This window comes from Streptomyces sp. NPDC051569 (genome assembly GCF_044454085.1).
GTDB lineage: Bacteria > Actinomycetota > Actinomycetes > Streptomycetales > Streptomycetaceae > Streptomyces.
Window position 1 is genome coordinate 18197 of sequence record NZ_JBITDJ010000011.1, and the last position, 23785, is coordinate 41981.

A 23785-nucleotide genomic window follows, 5' to 3' on the forward strand; every position below is an offset into this window, starting at 1 on the left:
TCTCGCGCATACGGATCAGCCCCCGTGGGTGGAGAGAAGTTCGGTCATCCACACCCTGACCTGCGGCGGGGCCCGGCGAAAGGGGGTCCGCGAGCCCTCCACCCGGATAGGCGACAGCCCCGCCGAATCCTTCCGGCGGGGCTGTCAGGGGACCGAAGTTGACGTCCGGTCAGCCGGGGGCTGACGTCAGACGTGCACCCCCGCGCCCGCCGCGTCCGCGTTGACGCCACGCTTCGTCAACAGGGCGACGAAGACCGCCACGACCGCGACACCGGCGGCGACCAGACAGGCCAGTCCCATGCCGGACATGAACGTGTCGTACGTGACGCTCGTGATCTTCTCGGCTATCGCGGCCGGGGTACCGGGCGCCACCGGCGGCTTGCCGACCTGCACGGCCTCGGTGGCGCCGGCGGCCTGGGCACCGGCCAGCGGCGGCAGCCCGGCGGCGGCCCAGTTGCCCGGCAGATCGTTCGAGACCTTCGAGGCCATGACCGCGCCCAGCACCGCCGTGCCGAGGCTGCCGCCGATCTGCATGGAGGCCTGCTGGAGGCCTCCGGCCACGCCGGAGAGCTCCATCGGGGCGTTGCCCACGATGACCTCGGTCGCGCCGACCATGACCGGGGCCAGGCCGAGACCGAGCAGGGCGAACCAGATCGACATGGTGAGGCTGCTGGTGTCCGTCTCCAGGGTGGACATGCCGAACATGGCGGCAGCCGTGCAGACCATTCCACCGGCGAGCGGGATACGGGGTCCCACCTTGGTGATCACCAGACCCGCCAGCGGCGAGGAAACGATCATCATGCCGGTGAGCGGCAGCAGGTGCAGCCCGGCGTCGACCGGCTTCATGCCGTGCACGTTCTGGAGATAGAACGTGACGAAGAACAGGCCACCCAGGAAGGCGATGGCCATCAGCGCCATCAGGACCACACCGGCGGACAGCGGCACGGAGCGGAACAGGCCCAGCGGGATGAGCGGTTCCCTGACCTTCGTCTCCCAGAAGGCGAACAGCCCGAAGCACACCAGGGAGACGGCGATGAAGAGCCAGGTGAGACCGTCGCCCCAGCCCCAGGTAGGGGCCTGGATGATCGCCCAGACCAGGCAGAACATGGCACCGGAGAGCAGCAGGATGCCGAGGATGTCGAAGGACTTCGGGGCGTTCTCCGCCCGGTGGTCGCGGAGGATCACCGCGCCGAGCAGCAGTGCCACCACACCCACCGGCACATTGATGAAGAAGACGGACTGCCAGCTCACGTGCTCGACCAGCAGGCCGCCGAGGATGGGACCGCCGGCCGTCGAGGCGCCGATGACCATGCCCCAGATGCCGATGGCCATGTTGAGCTTCTCGGCGGGGAAGGTGGCGCGCAGCAGGCCGAGCGCGGCCGGCATCAGCAGGGCGCCGAAGAGGCCCTGGAGCACCCGGAAGGTGACCACGAAGGCGATGCTGTGGGAGAGGCCGATGGCTCCCGAGGCCGCGGCGAAGCCGGTGACGCCGATGAGGAAGGTCTGCCGGTGGCCGAAACGGTCACCGAGCTTCCCGGCGGTGATCAGTGCCACGGCAAGGGCGAGGAAGTAGCCGTTGGTGATCCACTGGACATCGGCGAACGTCGCGCCGAGATCATCCTTGATGGCCGGGTTCGCGATCGCCACGATGGTGCCGTCGAGGGCCACCATCATCACGCCGATGGCAACGGAGAAGAGCGTCAGCCAGGGGTGGCCGCGCAGCCCCCTGGACGGCCCCGACGCCAGCGATTCCGGGGTCTGTGGCGCCTTGTTGACAGTGGTCTGACTAGTCATACCGGGCACGCTAGCGGCAGTCGCGGACCGGCCGCACAGCAATTCACCGGTCCGTAACCGGGGCGGTGGCGGCACCGGGGTGCAGCGGTTCCCGGGGCCCGGCCGCACGTGTCGGTGCCCCGTCGGGACCGGTGCTTCCGAGACCCGGCGGACACCTGTCCGGACCAGTTGGCGCCACGGTCGCCGGGACCGGGCGGCGCGGCCGTTCCGGCGGTGGCGGGCACCGGGGCGGCGGCCGTCCGGCCTACGGAGTCCAGGCCGCCGGAACACCCACGTCCGCATGACGCTCAGTTAAGTTACCGGCGGTTCGTTCCTCCATCGCGCGTGATCCGCCTCCCCCTCGTCGCGAGGCCCCCCAGGTCCGGCCTAGGGTGGGAGCCAGTGACTTCCTTCGGCTCTTCCCCCCTGCTCAGCGCATGGCGCGCGCTCCTCGCCCTCGCCGTGGTGTTCGTGATGCTGGCCACCACCGGATGGACCGCTGTCCAGCGTCAGCGTGGTCCCGGCGAACCCCTGAAGGTGACCCTCGACGCCTGGGAGCGGGGCCGGATCGGCGCCCGTGAACTGCCCTCCCCCGACGCCCCGCCCAAGGTGCTGGCCGCTTTCTTCGCCCGGCTCAGCGCCGCTCAGCAGGACCGGCTGGCCACCGGATATCCACTGGTCGTCGGCAATCTCAACGGCATTCCGGCCACGCTGCGCTACCGCGCCAACCGGCTCGCCCTCATGCGTGCGGCGAAGGCCGAAGAGCGCAGGACGCATGACGTCCGCCTCTCCAGCGACGGCCGCGCGCAGGCGCTGAGCAGGATGCAGAGCTACGAGGCGATGCTGGGCGACGGCCGGCAGATCCTCGCTTTCGACCCGTCGGGCAGAGGCCGGGCGGCCGAGGTCTTCGGCGACCTCGACCACGCGCAACGGGTCTCGGTCGTGATCCCCGGCGTCGACACCAACATGATCACGTTCGAGAAGGAACGGAACTGGTACACGGCGCCGGTGGGGATGGCCGAGTCGCTGTACGCCGCCGAGCAGGCCGCCGGCCCCGGCACCCGTACCGCCGTCATCGCCTGGGCCGACTACACCGCGCCCGCCGGTCTCGGGATGGACGCGCTGATCGGGAAGCTCGCGGAGGCGGGTGCCGTCCGGCTCGGTGCCTTCACCGCGTCGCTGCCGGGGGATTCGCGGGTCTCGCTCTTCTGCCACAGTTACGGCTCCGTGGTGTGCGGGGTCGCCGCCCACCAACTGCCCGCCAGGGTCTCGGACGTGGTCGTCGCCGGCAGTCCGGGGATGCGGGCGCGGAACGCCGGACAGCTGCACACGGACGCCCGCGTCTGGGCCATGCGGGACCGCGACGACTGGATCCAGGACGTCCCGTACCTGGTGGTCGGCGGGCTCGGCCACGGCGCGGACCCGATGGGCCGGGGCTTCGGCGCGCGGGTGGTCTCGGCGGCCGGGGCGATCGGACACACCGGCTACTTCAAGCCCGGTACGGAGAGCCTGCGGAACTTCGCGGCCATCGGGGTCGGTGCGTACACGTCGGTGAGCTGCGCGGACAACGGCACGGCCTGCCGGACCGGACTGCCAGCCGCAGGGTGAGACCGGCCTCCCGGACCGCGCGCGTGTCGCGAGCTCGTCCGACGCGTACCGGTGGCCGGATCCGACGGCCTGCCAGGGACACGTCCAGCGACTCCTGACGCGCGTAGATTTCCTCTGCTGAGGCAGGCGACGCGCGAGCGTACGCCACCTACGATGAGGCACATGGGTGATGTGCTTGCGGGGATTCATGCCACCTGGGAGTTCGACAGCGACTCCGTGCTCATACGCTTCGAACGGGGGATCCGGACACCGAAGCTCTTCCAGACGCTCCGCGAGCGGCGCATCCCTCACGCGGCGCTGTCGTCGGTGACGCTCTCACCCGGCAGGCACGGCACCGTGGTGCTGCACGCCGTGCCGAGAGCCGGCGCCGACCCTCTGATGGAGGCGGCGGCCGGCCAGCTGAGGGCCAACGGCGACCCGTACCGGCTGGTACTGCCCGCCGAGCGCGAGAGCCTCGCGGAGCACTACGCGGACGAGCTGCGCGCGGCACTCGCGCGGGCGGACGTACGGGGCCTCCAGGACCGGCGGGAGCCGGCCGAGCGCTACCTGGTCGCCGCGCCGGAGCCGCCCCTGCACTTCAAGGCGTACGACGGCAAGGCGTCCTTCGACGGGGAGCGGGTGGCGTTCCGCTGGTTCTGGACGGGCGCCTCCTCCACGAAGTGGAAGGCGGGCGACCAGAGTTTCCCGATCGGCGAGCTGCACGGCGTCGAATGGCGCTCCCCCGAGGCGTACGAGGGCTATCTGCGGATGCTGCGGCGAGGCGGCCACGGCGCGGGTGCGCCCCCGGCACCCCAGGCCGATCATGATCCGGCGGCCGTCGTCTTCGGTCTCGGCTACGGCCCGGTGCACGAGTCGCTGCCCTTCGCGGCGGCGGTCCTGGCGGCGGCCCGGCGTGCCACAGCCGGACGCGTCGCCGTCCCGGTCCCCGCGCTGTCCTCCGCCCACCGTGACCCCGCCGAGGTCGCGGACCGGATCCGCCACCTCGGGGAGCTGCACCGGGCGGGTCTGGTCACGGACGAGGAGTTCACCGCGAAGAAGGCGGAGCTGCTGGCGGAGCTGTGAGACCCGCATCCGGATGCGGGGCCTCACGCGTCCACACGCCCGGCGTCCCGGATCCGGCCGCCCGGCCGCCTGGCTGTCGTGAGGGCCACCATCCGGTGGCCCTGTTCACGAGTTTCGTCGACAGTGGTCGGGGTCGACGTTCACGAGGAACGACAGCTCGGCAGAGCCGTGGGACCTGTTTGAGGACCCACGGCTCATTTATCCGGTTACTCGCTGCTGTCTTCCGCGAGCGTATGAGCGACGAGCGCGTTCGCGTGTCCATGGCCGAGTCCGTGTTCGGTCTTGAGCCAGGTGACGAGCTCCCCGTGCTTGATCAGCGGCGAGGTGCGGATGAGCCCGGCCGACGCCGATCGACTGGAGGAGAACCTCACCCGGCTCGCCGGCCAGTTCATGGCCGCCCTCACCCGACCTCAGGTACTCCAGCTGCGGCGCCTGATCATCGCCAACGCCGACACCTTCCCCGAACTCGGTGCCGCCTGGTACGAGCAGGGCTTCGAGCGAGTTCTCGCCACCCTGGCGGCCACCTTCCAGCATCTCGCCGACGAGGGACTGCTCCGGATCGACGACCCGCCTCTGGCCGCCAACCACTTCTCCGGCCTGCTGCTCTGGATCCCCGTGAACAAAGCCATGTTCCACGGCAGCCCACAGCACACGCGGGGCGAACTCGACCGCTACACCAGCGCCGGCGTCACGGCCTTCCTTGCCGCCTACCGCTGAACCCAGCAGCAAGCGACGGGGCCCGGACTCCGGGGCACATGCCGAAGCCGTGCGCGCGGGCGCCCCGTCTCTCGCCGTCCGCGCGGCGAACATCGCCGGTCGCGGCACCAGCGACGGGCAATCCCCCGTGCGACAGACAACGGGGTCGGCTACTCGCGGCTGGCCGAGGTGAAGGTCATGTCCTCGTAGCGGCCGCCCGCGACCTGCCCCGCGATGGGCTCCAGCAGCTCCAGCTCGCTCTCGGTGAGGATGAGACGCGTGGCGGCGGTGTTCTCCTCGACGCGGCCGCGCTTGGTCGTTCCCGGGATCGGTACGACGGTCAGACCGTGCACGGCCGCCTGCTGCTGCACCCAGGCCAGCGCGACCTGTCCGAGGGTCGCGTTTCGGCCCTCGGCGATCTTGCGTACCGGGTCGAGCAGCGCGGCGTTCGCGGCGGCGTTGTCGCCGGTGAAGCGGGGCTGCCGGCGGCGGAAGTCGTCGGCGGTCAGCTCGCTCTCGGCGTTGACGAACGAACCGGTCAGGAAGCCCCGGCCGAGCGGGGAGTACGGCACGAGCGCGACACCCAGCTCGGTGGCGGCCTGGAGCAGGGACGTCTCGACGTCCCTGCTGAACAGCGACCACTCGGACTGCACGGCGGTGATCGGGTGCACGGTCCCCGCGGCGCGCAGTTCGCCGCCGGTGACCTCGCTCAGCCCGAGGTACTTGACCTTGCCCTCGGCCACCAGCTCGGCCATGGCGCCGACCGTCTCCTCGATGGGGACGTTCACATCACGCCGGTGCATGTAGTAGAGGTCGATCCGCTCGACGCCGAGGCGCTCCAGACTGCCTTCGACGGCCTGGCGGATGTACGCCCGGTCGTTGCGGATGACCCGCTGGGTGGGCTCGGCGGGATTGGAACCCAGCGCGAACTTCGTCGCGACGACGATCTCGTCGCGGTGCGCCTGGACGAACGGCGCGATGAACTTCTCGTTCTCCCCGCCGCCGTACACGTCCGCCGTGTCGTAGAAGGTCACACCCAGTTCCAGGGCGCGCTCCAGGGTGGCCCGCGACTCGTCCGCGTCCCTCGGCCCGTACGCGGCGCTCATGCCCATGCAGCCGAGCCCTTGGGCGCCGACCTCCGGTCCCTCGGTCCCGAGCCGTACCTGTGCGATCTTGCTGTCACTCATCGGGGTTCAGACCCTCTCCGACGCCTTGCGGGCGTCCGCGTAAAAGCCGATCTTGTGGTCGAGCACGGCGATCGTGTCCCGCAGTTCCGCCATGCGGTTGAGAACATCGCGCCGGGTCCGCTCCAGCAACTCCTGCCGCTCCTCGAACGTCTCCTCGCCTACCCGGATCAGCTCGGCATAACGGACCATGTCCGCCACCGGCATCCCGGTCAGCCGCAACTTCCCGACGAAGCCGAGCCAGTCCAGGTCACGATTGCTGAAGCGGCGCTGTCCGGTGTGCGAGCGGTCGACGTGCGGCATCAGCCCGATCCGTTCGTACCAGCGCAGGGTGTGCGCGGTCAGGCCGGTGAGGGTGGACACTTCGCTGATCGTGTAGCGGTCCTCGCCGTCGGGGCGCGGGTGGGCGGGCGGCGGCGCTGCGCAGACCTCCACGCGGTCCGTCCTTACCGGCCTGCTCTCGATCACCGTCATGCCCCCACGCTAGAACCTTGGAGCGCACTCCAGGCAAGCGGAAAAGGACACGACTTTTCCGGTGTCGCCCTTGGCGTGCCGCCCCATGAGCCTCGCACGCCGTGCCACCTCCGCCGACGCGGCGGAACTCGTCCGGTTGCGCCGCCAGGTCATGCTCGACTCGTATCACGGGCCGGACACCGACACCGGCCGGCATCCGGCCGCCGTCACCACGCTCCGCGAGAGGCTCACGGACCCGGACGGTGATCTCGCGGCCTTCGCCCCGGACCTGCGCAGCCGGGGTCACTCCCGGTCCTGCGTGGAGGCGCTCCTCGGCCGGTACCGGACCCGCGACGTCCGCGTGATCGACCCGCACGCCTCCCCGGACGGCGAGGCGCTGTACACCTCGCTCGGCTTCGCGCGTACCCCGGATCCCTCCATGCGGCTCAGGTTTCCCGGTCCTCTACGCTCGTAGCCATGCAGAGCCTGGCGATCATCGAGAACTGGCCGGTGGAGACCACGGCCGCCGCCGTCGTACGAGCGGACGGGACGCTCGCCGGGTCGTACGGCCCCACGTCGCACCGCTTCCCGCTGGCCTCCGTGACCAAGCCGCTCGCCGCGTACGCGGTGCTGGTGGCGTACGAGGAGGGTGCGATCGAGCTGGACGAGCCGGCCGGACCCGAGGGCTCCACGGTCCGCCATCTGCTGGCGCACACCAGCGGGCTCGCCTTCGACGACCACCGCGTCACCAGCGCGCCCGGCACGCGCCGCCTCTACTCCAACGCGGGCTTCGAGGTGCTCGGCGACCACATCGCCAAGGCCACCGAGATCCCGTTCGCCGACTATCTCCGCGAGGCGGTGCTCGAACCGCTCGGTATGGCCTCGACCTCGCTGGACGGGTCACCGGCCCGGGACGGCGTCTCGACCGTCGACGACCTGGTGCGGTTCGCCGCCGAACTCCAGGCGCCGAGACTGCTCGACGCCCGTACCGTGCTGGAGGCGATGACCGTCGTCCACCCCGGCCTGTCCGGGGTGCTGCCCGGCTACGGCAACCAGAAGAACAACGACTGGGGTCTCGGCTTCGAGATCAGGGACGCCAAGTCCCCGCACTGGACGGGCGCTTCGTCCTCGCCGCGTACGTTCGGCCACTTCGGCCAGTCCGGTACGTTCCTGTGGGTCGACCCGGACGCGGGGGCGGCCTGCGTGGCGCTGGCCGACCGGGACTTCGGGCCGTGGGCGATCGCGGCGTGGCCCCCCTTCACCGACGCGGTGCTGGCCGAGCTGCGCGCGGGCTGACCGCTCGCCCGGCGCCGCGCGCCCCGGCGGCCCCGCCCGGTCCAGCCTCTCAGCCCGGCATCTCCCAGAGCAGCACCTCCGCCGGCGCCCCGGGTCCCGCGCTCAGCCCGAGCCCGTCGGCGTCGGTGATCCGCGCGGAGTCGCCGGGGCCGAGCCGGTGGCCGTGACGGTCGCCTTCGCTGTCACCTCCGTGATCGTCGGCGTAGGTGTCGGCGTCGGCGTCGAGAAGCACGTCGCCGCGCACCACATGGACGTAGACCGACCGCGCGTCCGGCACGGCGGCGCGCCCGCCCGCCCGCAGCCGCCGTACGCGCAGCGTCGCACCGGCCCGTGGGAGCGCGTACGGAGTCGCGTCGGCGATGCCCCGCACGATCTCGTACGCGGGCTCCCCGCCGGGCTCCAGCGGGACGAGCCACATCTGTACGAAGACCAGCGGCCGGGCGCCCTCGTTGCGCTCCATGTGCCGTACCCCGCCCGCCGAGCTGAGCCGCTGGACGTCGCCCGCCCTGACGACCGTGGCGTGCCCCGTCGAGTCGCGGTGGGTCAGTTCACCCTCGACGACCCAGGTGACGATCTCCGTATGACTGTGCGGATGCTCGTCGAACCCGGCGCCCGGCGCGAGCCGCTCCTCGTTGCAGGCGAGGACCGCGCCGAAGCGCAGGTTGTCGGGGTCGTAGAAGCGCCCGAAGGAGAAGGCGTACAGGGATTCGATGCCGGCGGAGGGGTCGCCGCCCGCGTACCGGTCGGCCGCGTACCGTACGAGAATCACAGGCCCACCGTAGACGAGTCGTTCCGCCGCCCCGTCCGCCCGGCGGCGCCCGGCACGCACCGTCCGGACACCCCTGGTCCGGACACCCCCGGACCGCCCTCCCGGGCGGACGACACCGCTTCGGAACGAACTCGCCCAGCCCCGGCGCTCCAGGCGCTCGCCCCGATAAGGCAGTCTTGTCCCCGTGCCAGAACCGTCGAACGAACCCCATCCGCATCCCGCGACCCTGCGCAGGCTGGAGCAGTCCTCGGGGCGGCTCGCCGCGAACGCCATCGCCCGCATGGACGGGACGCTGCCGTGGTACCGGGCGATGCCGCCGGAGAACCGTTCATGGATCGGGCTGGTCGCGCAGGCGGGGATCGCCGCCTTCACGGAGTGGTTCCGCCACCCCGAGGCCTCGCAGGCCATCTCCACCGACGTGTTCGGCACGGCCCCGCGCGAGCTGACGCGGGCGATCACGCTGCGCCAGACCGTCGAGATGGTGCGGACCACGATCGAGGTCATGGAGACGGCGATCGAGGAGGTCGCGGCCCCCGGCGACGAGGCCGTCCTGCGGGAGGCGCTGCTCGTCTACGCGCGGGAGATCGCCTTCGCCACCGCACAGGTGTACGCACAGGCAGCCGAGGCGCGCGGCGCCTGGGACGCCCGGCTGGAGTCGCTCGTCGTGAACGCGGTGCTCTCCGGCGAGGCCGACGAGGGCGCGATCTCCCGGGCCGCCGCGCTCGGCTGGAGCTCCCCCGAACACGTCTGCGTACTGCTCGGCACCGCCCCCGAGGGGGACAGCGAGCTGACCGTGGAGGCGATCCGCCGGGCCGCCCGGCACGCCAAGCTCCAGGTCCTCACCGGGGTGCTCGGCGACCGGCTCGTCGTGATCGCGGGCGGCAGCGACAACCCCCTCCAGGTCGCCAAGGCGCTGATCGGCCCGTATGCCGCCGGTCCCGTCGTCGCGGGCCCGGTCGTTCCCGATCTGCTGGCCGCCACGCGATCGGCGCAGGCCGCGGCCGCCGGACTCAAGGCGTGTTCCGCCTGGCAGGACGCGCCCCGTCCGGTGCTCGCGGACGACCTGCTGCCGGAGCGCGCGATCGCCTCCGACCCCGCGGCCCGCGACCAGCTGGTGGAGGAGATCTACAGACCGCTGGAGGAAGCGGGCTCCGCGCTGCTGGAGACGCTGAGTGTCTACCTGGAACAGGCGAGCAGTCTTGAGGGCGCCGCGCGGATGCTCTTCGTCCATCCGAACACCGTGCGCTACCGGCTGCGACGTGTGACTGACGTCACCGGCTGGTCACCCTCCGATGTACGCTCCGCGTTCACTCTGCGAATCGCCCTGATCCTGGGGCGTCTGGCCGACGGGGACCCGCAGTCCTAGACTTTTGTCGTACTCCAACAATTCCCCTGACGGTTCTTCGTCCCTGTCCCCACGGGCGGTGAGGGCCGTCCGCAAGAGAGAGTGTGAGGGTGCTCGTACTCGTCGCTCCCGGCCAAGGCGCTCAGACGCCCGGCTTCCTGACTCCCTGGCTCGATCTGCCCGGTGCCGAAGACCGGCTGCGGACATGGTCGGCCGCCCTTGACCTGGACCTGGTCCACTACGGCACGAAGGCCGACGCGGACGAGATCCGCGACACGGCGGTGGCCCAGCCCCTGCTGGTCGCGGCCGCGCTGCTGTCGGCGCGTCAGCTCTTCCCGGACACGGCCGGCCTGGCCCGTGACATCGGCGCCGTGGCGGGACACAGCGTCGGCGAACTCGCCGCCACCGCGCTGGCCGGCGTCGTCACCGACGACGCGGCCATGACGCTCGTCCGGACCCGTGGCCTGGCCATGGCGGACGCCGCGGCGATCACCGAGACCGGGATGGCCGCGCTGCTCGGCGGCGACCCGGAGACGACCGTCGCGCACCTGGAGAAGCTCGGACTGACCCCGGCGAATGTGAACGGCGCGGGCCAGATCGTGGCCGCCGGGACGCTGGAGCAGCTCGCGGCCCTGGAGGCGGACAAGCCCGAGGGCGTCCGCCGCGTGGTGATGCTCAAGGTCGCCGGCGCGTTCCACACGCACCACATGGCCCCCGCCGTCGAGCGGCTCGAAGCGGCCGCCCGGACGATCGACGCCGCCGCCCCGGCCGTACCGTACGTCTCGAACAAGGACGGGCGGACGGTCGCCACCGGCGCCGAGATCCTGACCCGCCTGGTCGGCCAGGTGGCCAATCCGGTCCGCTGGGACCTGTGCATGGAAACCTTCACGCGGCGGGGCGCGACCGCGCTGATCGAGCTGTCTCCCGGCGGCACCCTGACCGGCATCGCCAAGCGCGCCCTGCCCGGTGTGAAGACCTTGGCGCTCAAGACCCCCGACGACCTCGACGCGGCCCGCACGCTGATCGCCGAGCACTCCTCCACCGCTGAATAGGAGTCAGAGAGCATGTCGAAGATCAAGCCCAGCAAGGGCGCTCCGTACGCGCGGATCATGGGTGTCGGCGGTTACCGCCCCACCCGTGTCGTGCCCAACGAGGTGATCCTCGAGACGATCGACTCGTCCGACGAGTGGATCCGCTCCCGCTCCGGAATCGCGACCCGCCACTGGGCCTCGCCCGAGGAGACCGTCGCCGCGATGTCCATCGAGGCGTCCGGAAAGGCGATCGCCGACGCCGGGATCACCCCCGAGCAGATCGGCGGCGTGATCGTCGCCACCGTCTCGCACTTCAAGCAGACCCCGGCCGTCGCCACCGAGATCGCGGACAAGATCGGCGCGGGCAAACCCGCCGCGTTCGACATCTCCGCGGGCTGCGCCGGCTTCGGCTACGGACTCACCCTGGCCAAGGGGATGATCGTCGAGGGCTCGGCCGAGTACGTCCTGGTGATCGGCGTGGAGCGGCTCTCCGACCTGACCGACCTGGAGGACCGCGCGACGGCCTTCCTGTTCGGTGACGGCGCGGGCGCGGTCGTCGTCGGTCCCGCCAAGGAGCCGATGATCGGCCCGACGGTCTGGGGCTCCGAGGGCGACAAGTCGGAGACCATCAAGCAGACCGTGCCGTGGGACGATTACCGCAACGGCACCGTCGAGAAGTTCCCGGCCATCACGCAGGAGGGCCAGGCCGTCTTCCGCTGGGCCGTCTTCGAGATGGCGAAGGTCGCCCAGCAGGCGCTGGACGCCGCCGGGATCACCTCGGAGGACCTGGACGTCTTCATCCCGCACCAGGCCAACATGCGGATCATCGACTCAATGGTAAAAACTCTGAAGCTGCCGGACAGCGTCACGGTCGCCCGTGACGTGGAGACCACCGGCAACACCTCGGCCGCCTCGATTCCGCTCGCGATGGAGCGGCTCCTGGCGACCGGAAAGGCGAAGAGCGGCGACACCGCTCTCGTCATCGGCTTCGGGGCGGGTCTCGTCTACGCAGCGACGGTCGTTACCCTCCCCTAGGCACACCGGATCTTTCCGGATCGTGTTGCGATTTATCCCCTGCCCCACTCCGCTCAATATCGAAGGAGCGCCCACCATGGCCTTCACCCAGGAAGAGATCGTCGCCGGTCTCGGCGAGATCGTGAACGAGATCGCCGGCATCCCGGTCGAGGACGTCCAGCTGGACAAGTCCTTCACCGACGACCTGGACGTCGACTCGCTGTCCATGGTCGAGGTCGTCGTCGCCGCTGAAGAGCGCTTCGACGTCAAGATCCCGGACGACGACGTCAAGAACCTGAAGACCGTCGGTGACGCCGCGTCGTACATCGCGGACCACCAGGTCTGATCACGTCGCTGCGGCTGACGCCACCTGGTGGTGGCGCCGTGAAAATTCAGCACCCTCTACACGTGGAGAAAGAATTCCAGTGAGCTCGACCAATCGCACCGTGGTCGTCACCGGTATCGGCGCAACCACACCACTGGGTGGCGACAGCGCATCGACCTGGGAAGGTCTGCTCGCGGGCCGCTCCGGGGTCAGGCCCCTGGAGGGCGAGCGCTTCGCCGACCTGCCGGTCCGTATCGCCGCCCTCGCGGCGGTGGACCCGGGCGATGTACTGCCCCGCCCGCTCGCCCGCAAGCTGGACCGCTCGGCGCAGTTCGCGCTGATCGCGGCCCGGGAAGCGTGGGCGGACGCCGGTTACACCGCCAAGGCCGGCGAGGACCCCTCGGTCGACGCCGACCGGCTCGGGACCGTGATCGCGTCCGGTATCGGCGGCCTGACCACCCTGCTCGACCAGTACGACGTGCTGAAGGAGAAGGGCGCCCGCCGCGTCTCCCCGCACACCGTGCCGATGCTGATGCCGAACAGCCCCTCCGCCAACGTCAGCCTGGAAGTGGGCGCCCGCGCGGGCGTGCACACCCCGGTCTCCGCCTGCGCGTCGGGCGCCGAGGCCGTCGGCTACGCGGTGGAGATGATCCGCTCCGGCCGCGCCGACGTGGTCGTCGCCGGTGGTACGGAAGCGGCCATCCACCCGCTGCCCGTCGCGGCGTTCGCCAACATGATGGCGATGTCCAAGAACAACGACGAGCCCACCAAGGCCTCCCGCCCGTACGACAAGGGCCGTGACGGCTTCGTCCTCGGTGAGGGCGCGGGCATCGTCGTCCTGGAGTCGGCCGAGCACGCCGCCAAGCGCGGCGCGCGGGTCTACTGCGAGATCCTCGGCCAGGGCCTGTCCTCGGACGCCCACCACATCGCGCAGCCCGACCCGTCCGGCCGGGGCATCGCCCAGGCGATCCAGAACCTGCTGGACGCGACGGACCTCAAGCCGTCCGAGGTCATGCACCTCAACGCGCACGCCACGTCCACCCCGCTGGGTGACGTCGCCGAGATCAAGGCCCTGCGCCGGGTCCTGGGCGACGAGCTGGACCACGTCGCCGTCTCCGCGACGAAGTCGATGACCGGTCACCTGCTGGGCGGCGCGGGAGGCATCGAGACCGTCGCGACGGTCCTCGCCCTCCACCACCGCACGGCCCCGCCGACCATCAACATCGACGAGCTGGACGAAGAGGTCGACGCCGACGTCGTCCAGGGCGAGCCCCGCAAGCTCCCCAGCGGCACGATCGCGGCGATCAACAACTCGTTCGGCTTCGGCGGCCACAACGTGGTCCTGGCCCTGCGCACGGTCTGACCCGACAGCGCCCGGCCCGCCCGGCCCGCCCGGCCCGCCCGGTCACGGACACCCAGAGGCCCGCCTCCCCCACCGGGGAGGCGGGCCTCCGCCGTTTCCACGCGCCGAACCGGCAGGGTCGTCAGTCGGCGAAGCCGGCGAAGTACGTCGCCGCCATGTCCTCGTCGCCGTGGCCCTGGGCCTCGGCGCGGCGGAAGCGTTCCGCGCCGGCTTCCGTGAGGTCCATGCGGACGCCTTCGGCGGCACCGGCCTCGACGATCAGGCGGGCGTCCTTGGCGGCGGTGGTGACCGCGAAGTTCGGGGTGTAGTCGTCGTTCAGGATCGCGGTGGCCTTGGCCCGGAGGTAGTCGCAGTCCATCGCGCCGCCGCTCATGGCGTCCAGGAAGCTCTGCGGGTCGACACCCAGGCCCTTCGCCAGGGCCAGGGTCTCGCCCGTGCCGTGGGTGAGGGCCAGGACCCAGGTGTTGCAGACGAGCTTGAGGCGGGTGGCGGCGGCGGTGGCGCCGTTCTCGTCCAGCCAGATCGTGCGCCGGCCGATGGCGTCGAGGACGGAGGTGAGTGGTTCACGCGCCTCCTCGGGGCCCGCCGCCAGGACGAGAAGCTGGCCGCTCTCCGCCGGGGCCTTCGTGCCGAGTACGGGCGCGTCGACGAAGGCCAGCCCCTGCCGGCGGGCGAAGTCGGCCAGGTCGGCGATGGCCTCGACGCCCGCCGTTGTCGTCTGGAGCCAGATCGCGCCGGGGCGCAGGCCGGGCCCTGCGGCTGTGATGGCCTCCAGCGCGGCCGGGCCGTCGTACAGCATGGTGAGGACGACATCGGCGCCGGTCACGGCCTCCGCCGGGGTGACGGCGACCCGGGCGCCGTCGGAGGCGAGTGCCTCGGCCTTGGCGGGGGTGCGGTTCCAGACACGCACGTCGTGTCCGGTGCGGCAGAGGTTACGGGCCATCGCGGCGCCCATGATGCCGGTGCCGAGGACAGCTACGGTCAGTTGATCAGCCATGGGGTCCACGGTAGGGGGACGGGGCCCGGCTCGCTCAGACGACTTGGTGCAGCCAGCGGACGGGCGCGCCCTCGCCCGCGTACCGGAAGGGCTCCAGTTCGTCGTCCCAGGGCTTGCCGAGCAGCTTGGCGATCTCCGTCTCCAGCTGGGTCTCGCCTTGCTGGGAGCGCGCGAGAGCGGCCCGCAGCCGGTCCTCGGGGATCAGGATGTCGCCGTGTATCCCGGTGACCGCGTGAAAGATGCCGAGGTCGGGCGTGGCGCTGTAGCGCTCGCCCTCGGCGGCGGGGCAGGGTTCCGCGGTGACCTCGAAGCGGAGCATCTGCCAGCCGCGCAGGGCGGAGGCGAGCTGGGAGCCGGTGCCCGCCCGGCCCCTCCAGGAGACCTCGGCCCGCCAGGTGCCGGGCGAGGCCGGCTGCCGGATCCAGTCGAGCTGGACGCGCAGACCGAGTACCCCTGCCACCGCCCATTCGACGTGCGGGCACATCGCGCGCGGTGCGGAGTGAACGTACAGAACTCCACGTGTCGTCACCGGGACCTCCAGTGTGGGACGAGGTTCGCCTTTCCCAGCGGCCTCAGTAAACAGCATCGGGAGTGAAACTCCGCAAAAGGGACAGTATGTGACGTGATGTAATTTACCGGAGCCGAGGGATCACGCGCCTCTGGTTCGACGTGGGAAAAGCTACCGTGCGACGGGGGAACCGGGGTGACGTACCGTCGGTCCCGGTGCCGATATGCGCGAAGCTTTCACTCGCCGGGGACTCCGCCGGAAGCGTGAGGACCCGGAGTGACCCGAGGACGCCAACCAGGAGGACCGCGATGCGGGAGATCCGTCGAAGCCGTCATCAGGGAGAGGGCCGTGACCGTGTTCGCGGCCGTGGCCGCCGGTCCCGTGCCTGCGTCGCCGCGCTGACGGCCGTGGTGCTGTCCACCGTCGGCGCGCTGGCAGGCTGTGGCTCCGCCGGGTCCGCCACATCCGGCAAGCGCGGCAGTCCGTCTCCGCGCCCCACCCCCCTCTGGGACCGGAGCCCGGCGTCGATCGCCGCCGTCGGCGACTCGATCACCCGCGGCTTCGACGCCTGTGTGGTGCTCACGGACTGTCCGGAGGTCTCCTGGTCGACCGGTACGGACACCGAGGTACGCAGCCTCGCGCTGCGGCTCCTCGGCGCGCACGCGGTGGCCGACCAGAGCTGGAACGACGCCGCGTCGGGGGCCCGGATGTCCGACCTGCCCGGCCAGATGGCGCGGGCCGCGCGGCGCGGGCCGGAGCTGGTCACCGTCATGGTGGGCGCCAATGACGCCTGCCGGGACTCGACGCGGCAGATGACACCGGTCACCGACTTCCGGGCCTCGTTCGAGGCGTCGATGCGTCAGCTGCGTGCCGGGGCGCCCAAGGCGCAGGTGTACGTGTCGAGCGTGCCGGACCTCAAGCGCCTCTGGTCCACCGGCCGGACCAATCCGCTGGGCCGGCAGATCTGGAAGCTGGGCCTGTGCGCCACGATGCTCGGGGACGCGCAGAGCGAGAGCGAGCGGGCGCGGAGCCGGCGGGAGATGGTGTACGAGCGGGTGGTGGCGTACAACGGCGTGCTGAAAGACGTGTGCGGCAAGGATCCGCGCTGCCGGTACGACGGCGGGGCGGTCTTCGACTACCGGTTCACCGGCGACCAGCTGAGCCACTGGGACTGGTTCCATCCCAGCAAGAACGGGCAGGGACGGCTGGCGGACATCGCGTACCGCAATGTCACCGCGGCGCGGCCCCCCGCGTAGGGTGCTCGACCGTGACTGTCATAAGTACGGAACGCGTCGGTGCGACGGCCGACGGTACGCCCGTCCACGGCTGGACCCTCGAACGGGCCGGCACCCGGCTACGTCTGCTGACGTACGGCGGTGTGGTGCAGTCCGTCGAGGTGCCCGACCGGGACGGGACCGTCGCCGACGTGGTGCTCGGCTTCCCCGATGTCGGTGGCTATCTGGAGTCCAGCGGGCCGTACTTCGGGGCGCTGGTGGGCCGGTACGCGAACCGCATCGCGGGCGCCGCCTTCACCCTGGACGGCCGCACCCACCAACTCGCCCGCAACGACGGGCCGAACAGCCTGCACGGCGGTGAGCGGGGTTTCGACCGGCGGGTGTGGGACGCGGAGCGGGACGGCGAGCACGGGGTACGGCTGTCGCGGATCAGCCCGGACGGCGAGGAGAACTTCCCCGGCCGGCTGGACGTCTCGGCGACGTACACGCTGGAGGCGGACGGCTCACTGCGGATCGCGTACCGCGCGGTCACGGACGCCCCGACGCATATCAATCTGACGAATCACACGTACTGGAATCTGGGCGGCGCGGGCAGCGGCAGCGCGGCCGGGCACGAGCTGCGGATCGCGGCCGGGCGGATCACCCCGGTGGACGGTGCGGCCATTCCGACCGGAGAGCTGGCACCGGTCGACGGTACGCGCTTCGACTTCCGCGCGTCCCGGACGGTGGGCGGCGGCTACGACCACAATTTCGTGCTGGACGGCGAACCGCTCGCGGCGGAGCTGTACGACCCGGCGTCGGGCCGGGTGCTGACCGTCACGACGACGGAGCCGGGGCTCCAGCTCTACACCGGCGACCACTTCGACGGAAAGCCGTACGGTCCCGGCGACGGGATCGCCCTGGAGACCCAGCACTTCCCGGACTCCCCGAACCGCCCCGCGTTCCCGAGCACGGTGCTGCGGCCCGGCGAGGTGTACGCCTCGACGACGACGTACGGCTTCGCGGTGCGGTAGGAGCGACGGGCCCACGGATATGACCCCGGGGCGGTGTCAGGTGCCGCCCCGGGGACCGTACGCCTGCCCGATTCCCCGGCTCTTACGCCTGCGCGTGGATCGCGGTCGTGACGCCCGGTCGGCGGGCGGCGGGCGGCGGGCGGCGGGCGGCGGGCGGCGGGCGGCGAAGGAGTGGGCTCGTGGAGGTGTCCTGCCACGGGTGCTACGGCTGGGCCTGCGACGGCGGCTGCGGCTGCGGGGCCTTGCCGAGAACGAGTGTCGCGTCCGGGCGGGACGACGCGTGCTCATCCACCGGGTCTGCCGGGGCTGACGGATCTGACGGGTCCGACGCCGGGGGCGCCGTCAGCTCACGGACCATCAGGGTGGCGCCCGCGACCGCTCCCGGCATCAGGAAGACCGCCACCAGCGGGACCAGGAAGGCGAGGGTCAGGGGCACACCGAAGCCGAGGGCGAGCATCTTGCGGCCACGGAGCAGTATGAGGCGTTCCCTCAGCTCCATGCGGCGCCGTGAGAGGGCCACCGAGGTCAGTTCCTCCGTCAGGAAGAAGCCGGACACGCAGAAGCCGATCACGGGGATCACGGTCTGCCCGACGACCGGGATGAAGCCGAGGGCGAAGAGCAGGACGCCGTACAGCGCCACCCGCACCAGGATGCGCAGGCTGTCCCGGGCGGATATCCACAGGTCGCGCCAGAACGACAGGCCCGACTCGGGGACCTCGCCGCCCGCCGCGCGGTCGACCTCCTCCGAGAGCGAGTCGTAGAAGGGTGAGCCGACCAACAGCGTGACGGCGGTGAAGGTGATCACCGCGAGGAACAGCCCGAGCGCGAAGACGAGCACGGTCAGGAAGCCGCGGAAGAGGCCGAGCCAGGGCGAGGACCAGTCGTCGGCGAAGGGCGTCGCCCAGGCGGTCAGATTGTCCGCGCCGTAGCCGAGGCCGATGAGCGCGCCCGCGTACAGCACCAGGATGACCAGACCGGGCAGCAGCCCGAATCCGAACCACCGACCGTGGCCGGCGACCCATCGCTGGCCCTTTATCAAATAGCCGAAGCCCGCACCGAGATCACGCATGGAGTTCACACTACCGGCGGGGTCCGACAACGGGTCCGGACGGCCCGAGGGCCGGACCCCGCGCGGGGATCCGGCCCTCGGTCGTACCGCTGTGCGGTACTCAACGCGCTGGTGTTCAGGCGACGGAGAGCTCGACCTTGATGTTGCCGCGGGTGGCGTTCGAGTACGGGCACACCGCGTGCGCCTTCTCCAGCAGCTCCTTGGCGGTCGCCTCGTCCACGTTCGGGATGGACGCCGAGATCGCGACCTCCAGGCCGAAGCCGCCGGCCTCGGTCTTGCCGAAGCCGACCTTGGCGGTCACGGTCGAGCCGGAGATGTCGGCCTTCGCCTGACGGGCCACCACGCCGAGCGCGCCCTGGAAGCAGGCGCTGTATCCGGCGGCGAAGAGCTGCTCCGGGTTGGTGCCCGCACCGCTGCCACCCATCTCCTTGGGCGGGTTGACGACGACGTCGAGCTTGCCGTCGTCGCTGGACACGCGGCCGTCACGGCCGTTCTCGGCGGTGGCGACGGCGGTGTACACGACGTCGAGCTTCTGAATGGTCATGCGGTGCTTTCCTCCATGTGGTCAACCGTGCTGAAACTACTGAAGCCGCTGAAACGGCTGAGCTGTCGCGACTGTCGGGCTAACGATCGAGCGTGACGATCATCTTCCCGGTGTTCTCACCGCGCAGCAGTCCGAGAAACGCGTCGAAGCCGTTCTCGATTCCCTCAACGGCCGTCTCGTGGTACTTGAGTTCACCGGAGGCGAGCCAGCCGGCGACATCCTTGACGAACTGCGGCTGGAGCGCGGCGTGGTCGCCGACCAGCATGCCCTGGAGACGCAGCCGCTTGCCGATGATCACGGCGAGGTTGCGCGGCCCGGGGGCTGCCTCGGTGTTGTTGTACTGCGCGATCATGCCGCAGATGGTGGCCCGGCCGTGCAGCTTGAGCGAGCCGAGCGCGGCTTCGAGGTGCTCGCCGCCGACGTTGTCGAAGTAGACGTCGATGCCGTCGGGAGCCGCCTCCCTGAGCTGATCCCGGACGGGCCCGTTCTTGTAGTTGAAGGCCGCGTCGAAGCCGTACTCCTCGACGAGCAGCTTGACCTTCTCGTCGGAACCGGCCGAGCCGATGACCCGGGAGGCGCCCTTGATCCGGGCCAGCTGGCCGACCTGGCTGCCGACGGCTCCGGCCGCGCCGGAGACGAAGACCGCGTCGCCCTCCGTGAAGGAGGCGACCTCGAAGAGGCCGGCGTAAGCGGTGAGGCCGGTCATGCCGAGCACCCCGAGGTACGCGGAGAGGGGGGCGATCGAGGCGTCGACCTTGGTGGCGTGAGCGGCCGGGAATTCGGCGTACTCCCGCCAGCCGAGGCCGTGCACGACGTGGTCGCCGACGGCGAAGCCCTCGGCGCGGGAGGCGATGACCTCGCCGACCGCGCCGCCGTCCATCGGCTGGTCCAGCTGGAAGGGGGGCGTGTACGACTTCACGTCGTTCATCCGTCCCCTCATGTAGGGGTCGACCGAGAAGTGCAGGTTGCGGACCAGGATCCGGCCCTCGCCCGGCTCGGTCACCGGGACCTCGCGCAGGGCGACGTCTCCCGGCTCGGGCCAGCCGTGGGGGCGGGCGACGAGATGCCATGCGCGGCCGGACGTGGGAAGAGCGGTCATGGTGCGGGGCCTCCTCAGATAGTCCAACTCAGATGGTCCGGCGAAAAAGCTTCACCATCTGAAACAACCATGCTCTTGAATATTTCATGTTGTCAAGCAACTGGGTAACCTGGCCCCATGGCCACTTCACGCAGAGACCCCCTGACCCAAGAGGTCGTCGAACTCATCGGCACCGTCGTGGCCCGCTATTACGAGGAGTACGACCAGGCCGCGTCCCAGCACTCCCTCACCGGCGCTCAGGCGCGCACGCTGGGGCTGCTGTCCCTGGAACCCATGCCCATGCGCCGGATCGCGCAGAAGCTGAAATGCGAGCCGTCCAACGTGACCGGCATCGTGGACCGGCTCGAAGCACGCGGCCTGGTGGAGCGCCGCCCCGACCCGGCCGACCGCCGGGTCAAGCTCGCCGCCCCCACCGACAAGGGGCTGGCGACCGCCACGCAGCTGCGGGACTCACTGGACTTCGCCCGTGAGCCGCTCGCCGGGCTGTCCGAGGAGGAGCGCGGCGTGCTGCGCGATCTGCTCAAACGGATGCTCGGCGAGGACGCGCCTCACTGAGCGCCTCACCGAGGCCTCACCGGCGGCCTTGCCGAGGGCCTCGGTGAGCGCTTCCCCCGCGTTTCAGGGGCAGTGCCAGCCGTAGCAGATCTCGATCGGATCCCGGCCCGGCTCGGTGCTGGCCGGCGGCGGTGGCGGCGGGGCCTGGGTGGTCGGCCCGGCGGGCGGCTCGGTCGGCTCCGCGGGCGTCGCGGTGGGCGACTGCGGCGCCGCCGGACGGGTGCCGGTCGGACTCGCGGCGCCGGCGCTTGCCGGCGGTGAGGCCGACGGGGACGCCTCCGGCGACGCCGACCCACCTCCTCCGGCACCCTTGCGGCCGCCGGACGAACGGCCGGCGGCCGGGGCGGAGGACGCGGCCTCGCCCGGCTTGCCGGTGTCCTCGGCGGCCGCCGGTTCGGCGGCCTCTCCGGTGGGCGCCTCCTTCTCCAGCTCCACCGGGCCGAAAAAGTCCTGGCCGGGCATTTCCACGGCCAGCTCGGCCAGGCTGAACGCACCGGCCGCGAGCAGGACGCCGAGCCCGGCCGCCATCACCCTGCGCCGCCGCTTGCTGCGCGCCCGGCGCGGCCGCGAGCGGCGCCGGGCGTCGGCCCGGCCTCGCCGGTGGCCGGTCCCGGCGGCGGGTCCGGTCCCGGCCGTGTCGGCGCCCCGGGCCGTGGCGCCGTCGGTACCGGCGTCGGCGGTGGCGTCCGTATCCTCGGCCGCTGCCGCTGCCGGGTCCGTGGTACCGGCGCCGATGGCCGTGACGGCAGTCTCTTCCGCGTGGGGAAAAGCCGCGTCGGGTCCGGACCACCCCTGCTGCTGGGCGGCGGGAGCGCCGCATCCGGCGCAGGTCAGGGCTCCGTTGAGGTGGCGCCGGCAGGCGTGGCAGTAGTTCATGGCGCCCGCAGAGTATGTCGCGGCCGGAGGGCGGGTGGGGACGACCTTGTAAGGATCCTGTGTGAAAGTCGGAACGGACGCCGGGCCCGGTGCTCCGGTCCACACCAACAGCAGGACGACGGCGCGTGCGCCCGGCAGCATGGCCGTATGACGTCCACCGGGCCGTTCGGGCCGCTCCAGTTCCAGCTCGTACTGCTGCGCCGGATGGCGGACCATCAGCCGGAACTGGTCGATGAGGCCCGGCGCGAACTGGGTGTGTCCCTGGCCGGGATGCGCGACGCCAACCGCCGCTGGCAGGCGATGGTGCGCTCCCCCAGGGCGCGCGGCACCCTGGCCCGCTACCGCTCCGTGCTCGGTCCACCGGAGCTGACCTTCCGCCGGACGATCGGCGATCTGGAGTGCGACGTCCTGCTGTGGCCCGTACCGCTCTGGCCCGATCTGCGGTTCGAGGCGACGGCCGCGCCCGGCGGGGCCGTATGGAACGAATGGCTGGTCCGGGCGCCGGGCGCGGCCGGCCCCGGGCTGCGGACGGCGGAGGATCTGCGCCCCTGGTCGTGCACCGTGGACGAGGTGGCGCGGGCCTTTCCGCCCGCCCGTCCGCTGGAGGGCACGGCCCCGACCCGTACGGGGCTGGCGTTCACCCTCCCGGACGGCCGCCCGGCCGCCGCGGAGTTCACCTGGGGACTGCTGCAGCGCTGGTCCGCGCGGTCCGCGTAGGCCGTACGAGCCCGGGGCGGCCCGGCCGTCGAACTCCGCCGTCCCGTCAACTCCATGCCACCGACCGGCGCAACCCAGCGCGCGCGGCGCCTCCCGCACGCGCACGATGCGAACAGGGCCGGCGGCCGCCGGTGCCCACATCAGCGCTCTCGGAGAGAACCTGCCGTGACCGTCAGTCTTGAGCAGTTGCGCCGTTGCCATATCGCCGTCGACCTGGGGGCCGCCAGGACCCGGGTCTTTGTGAAGGGGGCCGGGCTCGTCGTCGACGAGCCGAGCGTCGCCGCCGTGAACACCCGTACGGGCGCGCTCATCGCCGTCGGCACCCTCGCCGAGCAGATGACCGGCCGCACCCCCTCCTACATCCGGGTCGCCCGCCCCGTCCGTGGCGGCTCGGTCGTCGATGTCGAAATGGCCCAGCGGATGCTGCGGCACCTCCTCGGCGACAAGCTCCGCCGCCAGCTGCGCCGCAAGCCCCGGCTGCGCGCCGCCGCCTCCACCCCGCACGACAGCGACCCGCTCGCGCAGCGCGCCGCCGTGGAGACCCTGGTCGGCCTGGGTGCGCGCCGGGTCGAGCTGGTCGACACGCTGATCGCGGCGGCCGTCGGCTGCGGTCTGCCGGTGGAGCAGCCCAACGCGACCATGATCATGGTGTGCGGCGCGGCGACCACCCAGATCGCGGTGCTCTCGCTCGGGGCGATCGTCACGGCCCAGCGGATTCCGGTCGGCGGCGGCGCCATCGACCACGCGGTGATCCAGCACCTGCGCCAGCAGCACCAGCTGGTGCTGCCCAGTCAGGCCGTACGGCCGCTGCAACTGGCGCTCAAGAACAACGGCCTCTCCGAAGGGGGCCCCACCGCCACGGAGATCCATGGCCGGGACGTGGCCACCGGCGTCGCACGTTCCGTGCTGGTCGACACCTCGGCCGTACGGGAAGCGATCTACACGCCGCTGACCGCCGTCCTCGACGGCATCGGCAAGGTGCTCCGCGACTGCCCGCCCGACCTGGTGGCGGACCTCGCCGACAGCGGCATCACGATGGTCGGCGGCAGCGCGCTGCTGCCCGGCCTGGACCAGCTGGTGCGCGACGCCACGGGCATGCCGGTGACCATCGCCGACCGCCCCGACATCTGCACCGTGCTCGGGCTCGGGGCGATGCTGGAAGGCAAGGTCCAGCCGATGACCCTGTCCCCGCTGGCCGACGCGCGCTGACAGCGGGGCGGACGGCGCGGTGAGCGACACCGGCGACACCGGCG

The 23785-nt window shown here is 71.5% G+C and carries 25 protein-coding genes and 1 pseudogene; 15 read left to right on the top strand and 11 right to left on the bottom strand.

Translation table 11 applies throughout. The features are described from left to right. Positions 1-186: 186 nt before the first annotated feature. A complete protein-coding gene (locus tag ACIBAE_RS17580) occupies positions 187-1794 on the bottom strand; it encodes an MFS transporter (RefSeq protein WP_399285852.1) in 1608 nt (535 codons plus the stop codon). Positions 1795-2175: 381 nt separating this feature from the next. Between ACIBAE_RS17580 and ACIBAE_RS17585 the strand changes: the two genes are divergently transcribed. Together ACIBAE_RS17585 and ACIBAE_RS17590 are read left to right on the top strand one after the other, a co-directional pair. Next, positions 2176-3381 (top strand): alpha/beta hydrolase, encoded by a 1206-nt coding sequence (locus tag ACIBAE_RS17585; protein ID WP_399285854.1) that lies wholly within the window; start codon positions 2176-2178, stop codon positions 3379-3381. A 162-nt stretch (positions 3382-3543) separates the two neighbouring features. Next, on the top strand, positions 3544-4443 hold the full coding sequence (locus ACIBAE_RS17590; RefSeq protein ID WP_399285856.1) for a DUF4429 domain-containing protein: 900 nt from the start codon (positions 3544-3546) through the stop codon (positions 4441-4443). A gap of 206 nt (positions 4444-4649) precedes the next feature. On the opposite strand, the pseudogene ACIBAE_RS17595 reads toward ACIBAE_RS17590, so the two are convergent. Beyond that, a pseudogene (locus tag ACIBAE_RS17595) lies at positions 4650-4781 on the bottom strand (DUF4287 domain-containing protein); the annotation flags it as partial. On the opposite strand from ACIBAE_RS17595, the gene ACIBAE_RS17600 reads away from it, so the two are divergent. Beyond that, complete coding sequence (locus ACIBAE_RS17600) at positions 4774-5160, top strand: TetR/AcrR family transcriptional regulator C-terminal domain-containing protein (RefSeq protein ID WP_399285858.1); 387 nt, start codon at positions 4774-4776, stop codon at positions 5158-5160. The pseudogene ACIBAE_RS17595 and the gene ACIBAE_RS17600 overlap by 8 nt on opposite strands. A gap of 149 nt (positions 5161-5309) precedes the next feature. Here the strand turns inward: ACIBAE_RS17600 and ACIBAE_RS17605 are convergent, their stop codons facing one another. Together ACIBAE_RS17605 and ACIBAE_RS17610 are read right to left on the bottom strand one after the other, a co-directional pair. After that, positions 5310-6326: an aldo/keto reductase gene (locus ACIBAE_RS17605; RefSeq protein WP_399285860.1), complete on the bottom strand. Its 1017-nt coding sequence runs from the start codon at positions 6324-6326 to the stop codon at positions 5310-5312. Between the two features lie 6 nt (positions 6327-6332). Continuing rightward, positions 6333-6797: a MerR family transcriptional regulator gene (locus tag ACIBAE_RS17610; RefSeq protein WP_399285863.1), complete on the bottom strand. Its 465-nt coding sequence runs from the start codon at positions 6795-6797 to the stop codon at positions 6333-6335. An 85-nt stretch (positions 6798-6882) separates the two neighbouring features. On the opposite strand from ACIBAE_RS17610, the gene ACIBAE_RS17615 reads away from it, so the two are divergent. Continuing rightward, on the top strand, positions 6883-7251 hold the full coding sequence (locus ACIBAE_RS17615; RefSeq protein WP_399285865.1) for a GNAT family N-acetyltransferase: 369 nt from the start codon (positions 6883-6885) through the stop codon (positions 7249-7251). Positions 7252-7253: 2 nt separating this feature from the next. Further along, entirely contained in the window at positions 7254-8072 is an 819-nt protein-coding gene (locus ACIBAE_RS17620) for a serine hydrolase domain-containing protein (protein WP_399285867.1), read from the top strand. 49 nt (positions 8073-8121) lie between these two features. On the opposite strand, the gene ACIBAE_RS17625 is transcribed toward ACIBAE_RS17620, so the two are convergent. Further along, entirely contained in the window at positions 8122-8838 is a 717-nt protein-coding gene (locus ACIBAE_RS17625; protein ID WP_399286128.1) for a pirin family protein, read from the bottom strand. Positions 8839-9025: 187 nt separating this feature from the next. Between ACIBAE_RS17625 and ACIBAE_RS17630 the strand changes: the two genes are divergently transcribed. From ACIBAE_RS17630 to fabF, 5 genes are all read left to right on the top strand, one after another. Beyond that, on the top strand, positions 9026-10207 hold the full coding sequence (locus ACIBAE_RS17630) for a PucR family transcriptional regulator (RefSeq protein WP_399285869.1): 1182 nt from the start codon (positions 9026-9028) through the stop codon (positions 10205-10207). An 89-nt stretch (positions 10208-10296) separates the two neighbouring features. Continuing rightward, positions 10297-11238, top strand: a complete 942-nt coding sequence (locus tag ACIBAE_RS17635) for an ACP S-malonyltransferase (RefSeq protein WP_399286131.1) — start codon at positions 10297-10299, stop codon at positions 11236-11238. Between the two features lie 12 nt (positions 11239-11250). After that, positions 11251-12252 (top strand): ketoacyl-ACP synthase III, encoded by a 1002-nt coding sequence (locus ACIBAE_RS17640; RefSeq protein ID WP_399285871.1) that lies wholly within the window; start codon positions 11251-11253, stop codon positions 12250-12252. Positions 12253-12328: 76 nt separating this feature from the next. Beyond that, on the top strand, positions 12329-12577 hold the full coding sequence (locus tag ACIBAE_RS17645) for an acyl carrier protein (RefSeq protein ID WP_399285873.1): 249 nt from the start codon (positions 12329-12331) through the stop codon (positions 12575-12577). 79 nt (positions 12578-12656) lie between these two features. After that, positions 12657-13919 (top strand): beta-ketoacyl-ACP synthase II, encoded by a 1263-nt coding sequence (gene fabF / locus ACIBAE_RS17650; RefSeq protein ID WP_399285875.1) that lies wholly within the window; start codon positions 12657-12659, stop codon positions 13917-13919. Between the two features lie 121 nt (positions 13920-14040). Here fabF and ACIBAE_RS17655 read toward each other — a convergent pair whose 3' ends face one another. Both ACIBAE_RS17655 and ACIBAE_RS17660 read right to left on the bottom strand, forming a co-directional pair. Further along, complete coding sequence (locus tag ACIBAE_RS17655; RefSeq protein WP_399285877.1) at positions 14041-14916, bottom strand: NAD(P)-dependent oxidoreductase; 876 nt, start codon at positions 14914-14916, stop codon at positions 14041-14043. Positions 14917-14950: 34 nt separating this feature from the next. Further along, positions 14951-15445 (bottom strand): DUF3145 domain-containing protein, encoded by a 495-nt coding sequence (locus ACIBAE_RS17660; protein ID WP_399285879.1) that lies wholly within the window; start codon positions 15443-15445, stop codon positions 14951-14953. Positions 15446-15732: 287 nt separating this feature from the next. On the opposite strand from ACIBAE_RS17660, the gene ACIBAE_RS17665 reads away from it, so the two are divergent. Both ACIBAE_RS17665 and ACIBAE_RS17670 read left to right on the top strand, forming a co-directional pair. Continuing rightward, on the top strand, positions 15733-16680 hold the full coding sequence (locus ACIBAE_RS17665; RefSeq protein WP_399285881.1) for an SGNH/GDSL hydrolase family protein: 948 nt from the start codon (positions 15733-15735) through the stop codon (positions 16678-16680). 11 nt (positions 16681-16691) lie between these two features. After that, on the top strand, positions 16692-17672 hold the full coding sequence (locus tag ACIBAE_RS17670) for an aldose epimerase family protein (protein WP_399285883.1): 981 nt from the start codon (positions 16692-16694) through the stop codon (positions 17670-17672). A gap of 202 nt (positions 17673-17874) precedes the next feature. On the opposite strand, the gene ACIBAE_RS17675 is transcribed toward ACIBAE_RS17670, so the two are convergent. The 3 genes from ACIBAE_RS17675 to ACIBAE_RS17685 form a co-directional block, all read right to left on the bottom strand. After that, complete coding sequence (locus tag ACIBAE_RS17675; protein ID WP_399285885.1) at positions 17875-18741, bottom strand: EI24 domain-containing protein; 867 nt, start codon at positions 18739-18741, stop codon at positions 17875-17877. Between the two features lie 115 nt (positions 18742-18856). After that, on the bottom strand, positions 18857-19285 hold the full coding sequence (locus ACIBAE_RS17680) for an organic hydroperoxide resistance protein (RefSeq protein WP_399285887.1): 429 nt from the start codon (positions 19283-19285) through the stop codon (positions 18857-18859). Positions 19286-19364: 79 nt separating this feature from the next. Further along, positions 19365-20384, bottom strand: a complete 1020-nt coding sequence (locus ACIBAE_RS17685; RefSeq protein ID WP_399285889.1) for an NADP-dependent oxidoreductase — start codon at positions 20382-20384, stop codon at positions 19365-19367. 117 nt (positions 20385-20501) lie between these two features. Here ACIBAE_RS17685 and ACIBAE_RS17690 point away from each other — a divergent pair, with 117 nt between their 5' ends. Next, positions 20502-20939 (top strand): MarR family winged helix-turn-helix transcriptional regulator, encoded by a 438-nt coding sequence (locus ACIBAE_RS17690; RefSeq protein ID WP_399285891.1) that lies wholly within the window; start codon positions 20502-20504, stop codon positions 20937-20939. Between the two features lie 63 nt (positions 20940-21002). On the opposite strand, the gene ACIBAE_RS17695 is transcribed toward ACIBAE_RS17690, so the two are convergent. Next, positions 21003-21815 (bottom strand): hypothetical protein, encoded by an 813-nt coding sequence (locus ACIBAE_RS17695; RefSeq protein WP_399285893.1) that lies wholly within the window; start codon positions 21813-21815, stop codon positions 21003-21005. A 147-nt stretch (positions 21816-21962) separates the two neighbouring features. On the opposite strand from ACIBAE_RS17695, the gene ACIBAE_RS17700 reads away from it, so the two are divergent. Continuing rightward, complete coding sequence (locus tag ACIBAE_RS17700; protein WP_399285895.1) at positions 21963-22532, top strand: hypothetical protein; 570 nt, start codon at positions 21963-21965, stop codon at positions 22530-22532. 165 nt (positions 22533-22697) lie between these two features. Further along, complete coding sequence (locus ACIBAE_RS17705; RefSeq protein ID WP_399285897.1) at positions 22698-23741, top strand: rod shape-determining protein; 1044 nt, start codon at positions 22698-22700, stop codon at positions 23739-23741. The last annotated feature ends 44 nt before the right edge of the window (positions 23742-23785 follow it).